At 43.8% G+C, this 6,504-nt stretch carries 6 protein-coding genes and 1 riboswitch; all 6 genes read left to right on the top strand.

Features of this window, described 5'->3' with window-relative positions:
* The first annotated feature begins 5 nt into the window (after window positions 1-5).
* The 6 genes from RDS42_RS11030 to RDS42_RS11005 all read left to right on the top strand — a co-directional run bounded on the left by RDS42_RS11030 (window position 6) and on the right by RDS42_RS11005 (window position 5,902).
* Window positions 6-716: an amino acid ABC transporter ATP-binding protein gene (locus RDS42_RS11030; RefSeq protein ID WP_308783710.1), complete on the top strand. Its 711-nt coding sequence runs from the start codon at window positions 6-8 to the stop codon at window positions 714-716.
* Between the two features lie 137 nt (window positions 717-853).
* Entirely contained in the window at window positions 854-2,287 is a 1,434-nt protein-coding gene (purB, locus tag RDS42_RS11025; RefSeq protein ID WP_308783709.1) for an adenylosuccinate lyase, read from the top strand.
* A gap of 66 nt (window positions 2,288-2,353) precedes the next feature.
* Entirely contained in the window at window positions 2,354-3,631 is a 1,278-nt protein-coding gene (locus tag RDS42_RS11020) for an adenylosuccinate synthase (RefSeq protein ID WP_308783708.1), read from the top strand.
* A 159-nt stretch (window positions 3,632-3,790) separates the two neighbouring features.
* On the top strand, window positions 3,791-4,606 hold the full coding sequence (locus RDS42_RS11015; protein WP_308783707.1) for an HAD family phosphatase: 816 nt from the start codon (window positions 3,791-3,793) through the stop codon (window positions 4,604-4,606).
* A 304-nt stretch (window positions 4,607-4,910) separates the two neighbouring features.
* Window positions 4,911-5,420 carry an SEC-C metal-binding domain-containing protein gene (locus RDS42_RS11010; RefSeq protein WP_308783706.1) on the top strand — a complete coding sequence of 170 codons (510 nt, stop codon included), beginning with the start codon at window positions 4,911-4,913 and terminating at the stop codon, window positions 5,418-5,420.
* Window positions 5,420-5,902, top strand: a complete 483-nt coding sequence (locus RDS42_RS11005) for a YdcF family protein (protein ID WP_308783705.1) — start codon at window positions 5,420-5,422, stop codon at window positions 5,900-5,902. The genes RDS42_RS11010 and RDS42_RS11005 overlap by 1 nt, the downstream gene beginning before the upstream one ends.
* Before the next feature lie 77 nt (window positions 5,903-5,979).
* Window positions 5,980-6,174: riboswitch (cobalamin riboswitch) on the top strand.
* Window positions 6,175-6,504 lie beyond the last annotated feature (330 nt).

Genomic DNA, 6,504 nt, shown 5'->3' with positions numbered 1-6,504 from the left:
TGAAAGTGTTGAAAGATATTTCCCTTCATGTAAATGAGGGAGAGATCGTTTCCATTATCGGGCCTTCCGGTTCCGGAAAATCAACCCTTTTAAGATGTGCCACTATGCTGACGGATATTGACAGCGGTGAGATCACTTATATGGGAAAAAAGACTGTCTGGATGGAAAATGGAAAGCCAGTCACTCCGCCTAAAAAGGAATTGAAAGAAATCCGCTCCTGCTTTGGACTTGTTTTTCAGAACTTCAACCTGTTTCCTCATTACACTGTCATGAAAAATATTACAGACGCTCCCATTCATGTGCAGAAACGAGACAAAACGGAAGTTTATCAGGAAGCCAGGGAACTTCTGGCAAAAATGGGACTTTCCGATAAGGAGGATGCCTATCCCTGTCAGCTTTCCGGCGGTCAGTGCCAGAGAGTTGCCATTGCCAGGGCTCTGGCTCTGAATCCAAAGATTCTTTTCTTTGATGAGCCTACCTCAGCGCTGGATCCGGAACTGACCGGAGAGGTGCTGCGTGTTATCCGTTCCCTTGCAGATCTGCATATTACCATGGTGATCGTGACCCATGAGATGAATTTTGCCAGAGAAATCTCTGATCGGATCATTTTTATGGATCAGGGAGTGATCGCGGTGGAGGGAACTCCGGAACAGGTATTTTCTTCTGACAACAGCCGTATGAAGGAATTCCTGGGTAAATTCCATCAGGGAGCATAAGAAAAGAGGTTGCTTTTAAATCGGGGATGTTATATAATTTTCTTCGTATGATATGACTGTATGAATAAAGAAGAAACAGCGTTTTTTCTGAAATGAGCAGTCACGGCAGGAATCTTTCAAATGATAGGAGATACGGAATGAGTACAGACAGATATGTAAGTCCGCTCTCAGAGCGCTATGCAAGTAAGGAAATGCAGTATATTTTCTCACCGGATATGAAATTCCGCACATGGAGAAGATTATGGATCGCCCTTGCAGAGACAGAAAAGGAACTTGGACTGAATATTACGCAGGAGCAGATCGATGAGCTGAAAAGCCACGCAGACGATATTAACTATGACGTAGCAAAGGAAAGAGAACGTCAGGTACGCCATGACGTTATGTCTCATGTGTACGCATACGGCGTACAGTGTCCGAAAGCAAAAGGAATCATCCATCTGGGGGCAACTTCATGCTATGTAGGCGATAATACAGATATCATTGTGATGGCAGAGGCTCTGAAGTTAGTTCGTAAGAAACTGGTCAATGTGATCGCGGAACTGTCAAAATTTGCTGATAAATATAAAGAACAGCCAACACTGGCATTTACTCATTTCCAGCCGGCGCAGCCGACGACGGTAGGAAAAAGAGCAACACTCTGGACACAGGAGTTCCTGATGGATCTGGAGGATCTGGAATATGTATTAGGCACACTGAAGCTGCTGGGCTCCAAAGGTACAACAGGAACACAGGCAAGCTTTCTTGAGCTGTTTGACGGAGATCAGGAAACCATTGACAAGATCGATCCTATGATCGCTGAAAAAATGGGATTTGAGAATTGCTATCCGGTATCCGGACAGACCTATTCCCGTAAGGTGGATACAAGAGTTCTGAATATTCTTGCAGGAATTGCAGCAAGCGCCCATAAGATGTCTAACGATATCCGTCTTCTTCAGCATCTGAAGGAAGTAGAGGAGCCCTTTGAAAAATCTCAGATTGGTTCTTCTGCAATGGCCTATAAGAGAAATCCTATGAGAAGTGAGCGTATTGCTTCTCTGTCAAGATATGTGATGATCGATGCCCTGAATCCGGCTATCACATCTGCTACCCAGTGGTTTGAGAGAACTCTGGACGACTCTGCAAATAAGAGACTTAGTGTTCCGGAAGGCTTTCTTGCCATTGACGGAATCCTGGATCTTTGCCTGAATGTAGTGGACGGGCTGGTTGTTTATCCTAAGGTAATCGAAAAACGTCTTCGTTCCGAGCTTCCGTTTATGGCAACTGAGAATATCATGATGGATGCGGTTAAGGCAGGCGGAGACCGTCAGGAACTTCACGAGCGTATCCGTGAACTTTCCATGGAAGCAGGACGTACAGTAAAGGTAGAAGGAAAGGATAATAATCTTCTGGAACTGATCGCAGCAGACCCGGCCTTTAACCTGACTCTGGAGGAACTGGAGAAGACAATGGAGCCGTCCAGATATGTGGGAAGAGCAAAGGAGCAGACAGAGGTATTTCTTGCAAAAACCGTACAGCCGGTTCTTGATGCCCATAAGGAACTTCTTGGAGTAACAGCAGAAATCAATGTATAAATCATAGTAACTATTCAGGTACTGAACAGTTAAGATCAATAAACGACACGAGGAGGAAATAGTGTTATGATCAAAGCAGTAGTTGGAGCAAACTGGGGAGATGAGGGAAAAGGCAAGATCACAGATATGCTTGCTGAGGAAGCCGATATTATCGTAAGATTTCAGGGAGGTGCCAATGCAGGGCATACGATCGTGAACGATTATGGTAAATTTGCACTTCATACACTTCCGTCAGGTGTGTTTTATGACCATACCACAAGCATTATCGGTAATGGTGTGGCTCTGAATATTCCGGTATTTTTTAAAGAGTATCAGGAGGTTGTGGACAGAGGAGTTCCGGCTCCGAAGATTATGATCTCTGATCGTGCCCAGATCGTGATGCCTTATCACATCCTGTTCGATCAGTATGAAGAGGAACGTCTGGGAGGCAAATCATTTGGCTCTACCAAATCCGGTATTGCACCTTTTTATTCTGATAAGTATGCAAAGATCGGTTTCCAGGTGGCAGAGCTTTTTGATGAAGATGCCCTGAGAGAAAAAGTGGAGCGTGTATGTGAGACAAAGAATGTTCTTCTTGAGCATCTGTACCACAAGCCGCTTCTGAATCCGGATGATATTATGGCAGAGCTGATGAAATATAAAGAAATGGTTGCTCCTTATGTAGGAGATGTTTCCCTGTTCCTGTGGAATGCTCTGAAAGAGGGAAAAGAGATTCTTCTTGAGGGTCAGCTTGGTTCCCTGAAAGATCCGGATCACGGAATTTACCCGATGGTAACTTCTTCTTCTACACTGGCAGCTTACGGCGCTATCGGCGCAGGTGTGCCGCCATATGAGATTAAGAAGATCATTACTGTGTGCAAGGCTTATTCCAGTGCAGTAGGAGCAGGCGCTTTTGTTTCCGAAATCTTTGGAGAAGAGGCAGACGAGCTTCGCAGAAGAGGCGGAGACGGCGGAGAATATGGCGCTACTACAGGCCGTCCGAGACGTATGGGATGGTTCGACTGTGTGGCATCCAAGTATGGCTGCCGTATGCAGGGTACTACAGACGTAGCCTTTACGGTGCTGGATGTTCTTGGATATCTGGATGAGATCCCGGTATGTACCGGATATGAGATCGACGGAAAGGTAACTACGGAATTCCCTACTACAGGACTTCTGGAAAAAGCAAAACCGGTACTGGAGGTGCTTCCGGGCTGGAAATGCGATATCCGTGGAATCAGAAAATACGAAGATCTTCCGGAAAACTGCCGCAAATATGTGGAGTTTGTTGAGAAACAGATCGGATTCCCGATCACAATGGTTTCCAACGGACCAGGAAGAAACGATATCATCTACAGAAAATAAAAAACAAGAAGCGCCGGAGAATTTTCTCCGGCGTGTTTCTATATGCATCGGGAAAGCATATATTCTGCAATTATTTTTCTGTTGCTAAAAATGGCTCTTCCTGGTTCTGTACAGAGTCTGGAGTGTTTTGGAAAAAATGAAAGGATGTGCATAATTGATATGAAAAAATGGAAACGGGGGCTGGCACTGGCAGGTGCAGTGTTTCTTCTGGTGATCTTCTGTCTGCCTATGTATTTTGCACTGACAGGAAACTTCTCCATGGGAACTTTTATGGCTTCTCTTATGGGGGCTTTTTTTGCTGCCTTTATGGCATACGCTATGTGGCTTGTATACAGGGCTCTTGATAAAAGGAGATCTGAGAAGAACGCAGGAAAGATCAAACATGTGATTTTTGATGTGGGACGTGTGCTGGTTGATTTTAACTGGGAAGAATATCTGAAAGGCTTTGGTTTCCCAAAAGAAGAGGAGGAGACCATTGCCCGGGAAGTGTTCAAAAGTGATATCTGGAATGAGAGGGACAGGGGACTTTACAGTGAGGAAGAATACGTTCGTCAGTTTGTAGAGAAAGCCCCGCAGTACAAAAAAGATATCCGCCGTGTTGTAAGAGAGTCAGGAAAGACTATTGTGACCAGAGACTACGCAGATACCTGGGTGAAATACCTGAAAAAACGAGGTTATCATACATATGTCCTGTCTAATTACAGTCAGTACATGCTGGAACAGACCAGAAATAAGCTGACATTCCTTAAATATATGGATGGAATTGTTTTTTCCTGTGAAGTAAAAGAACTGAAGCCGGAACCGGAAATCTATAAGGTTCTTCTGGATACGTACGGACTGGATCCGGAGGAATGTGTGTTTATTGATGATCGGAAAGAAAACTGTACAGGAGCACAGAAACTGGGACTTCATACGGTACATTTTCGTGATTTTAAGCAGGCGGCAGAGGATTTGGAACGCCTTGGTGTAAAATAACCGGTACAAAAGCAAAAGTCCCAGGACCGCGGCAAAGCGTCAGCCCTGAGACCTTTTTAGGGGAGGATATAAGTATTTTGAAGTTTTCTTTTGCAGTCTGGTTCATTGAAGGGGGATTCAATGAACATTTATAGTATGACCGTAAAACGGAAAATTAATACATAAGTCAGGGTATTTTTCTCTAAAATAGGGTTTTACTTTTGAGAAAAAGATGATATAATAGGAACGCTTAATTAATATGACAGACAGATCGTAACAGCAACTTGCATTAAGCAGCAATTTTTTGAAAAGAGGATGAAATAACATGAGTGATAAAACAATCTTAGAACAGTGGCGTACAATAGCCTATGACCAGCAGGCAGACCGTAATAAGCTTCAGCAGTTCTGGGCAAACTATTTCAACATTGAAAAAGGAATTTATGAGCAGCTTCTTTCAAATCCGGATGAGGTTGTAAGCGGAACTGTCAAGGAACTGGCTGAGAAGTACGGACAGAGTGTGCTTACCATGGTAGGTTTCCTGGATGGTATCAATGACAGTCTGAAGATTCCGAATCCTATTGAAACAATGGATGAGGATACTCAGGTAACTCTTGCATTTGATAAGGAACTTCTTTACAAAAACATGGTTGATGCAAAAGCAGACTGGCTTTATGAGCTTCCTCAGTGGAATGCAATTTTCACAGAGGAAAAGAGAAAAGAGCTTTACAAGGAGCAGAAAAAATCCGGCACAATTGTAAAACCTCATAAGATCGGACGTAACGATCCCTGTCCATGCGGAAGCGGAAAGAAATATAAATTCTGCTGCGGAAGATAATGAAAATTCAAGAGAATCTTGACTATATCATCGTGCTCGGAGCTCATGTAAACGGGACACGACTGAGCAAAGCCCTTCTGGAACGGACCAGAAGGGCTTTGGAGTATATGGAAAAGAATCCAGGTACGAAAGCGGTTCTCTCCGGTGGACAGGGAGAGGGAGAAACTATCAGTGAAGCGCAGGCGATGAGCATATATCTTCAGGAGCATGGTATCAGCAGTGACAGACTGATTCTGGAGGACAGATCCACAAATACAAAGGAAAATCTGGATTTCAGCCTGGAAAAGATTGGTACTTTGGAGGCTTCGGTTGGTGTGGTGACAAATCATTTCCATGTATTCCGGGGAGTTGCCATAGGCAAAAAATGCGGCTGCAAAAATATTTATCCGATTCCGTCCAGATACCGGTCCTGGAGACTGCTGATCTATATTCCAAGGGAAATCCTGGCGATTATTAAAGATAAGCTTGTTGGGAATCTCTGATTTGTAAAATTGGAGATTTTTTGTTGGGGATTTCTTGACATTTATGGAAAAGGGTGATACGATAATGCCAGTATAATTCCATATGAAACATATGAAGTGCTGAATGTTTTCCGCGAAATATTCAGAAAAGGGAATCAGGTGAGAATCCTGAACGATCCGGTCACTGTAACAGAGGAGCGACTTTTCAATAATCCATTGTACGTTTGTATGAGAAGGAGAAAAGAAGTGATGATCCTGAAGTCAGGAAACCTGCTTTGTATGGCGAGGTTAAACTTCCGTGTAAAGTGTAACAACCAACTTGGGGATATCCGCAGTTCCCAAGCGTTGTCTGCTTTTTGGAAGCAGGCATTTTTTATGGAATCCGCCTGTTCGTATGAATTATACTTACCCTTAAAGGGGTGATGATTAAATGGCAGGCGATACTGCTCCGGTTGCATCCGTTCCCTCCGCATATTGAACGAAGCAAATGTCTACCCCGGAGTAGTTCGCGGGCCCCTCAAAAGAACAGCAGATTTTCGGCGTCAGGTACGCCGATTTTTATTTATAAAGGAGACCAGCTATGAAAAGTCAACCCTAAATTAGCAAAAAATTAAGTTCGTTTT

The sequence above is a fragment of the uncultured Blautia sp. genome (assembly GCF_902497045.1).
Taxonomy (GTDB): domain Bacteria; phylum Bacillota; class Clostridia; order Lachnospirales; family Lachnospiraceae; genus Blautia_A.
This window is presented reverse-complemented; position numbering and strand designations above follow the sequence as displayed.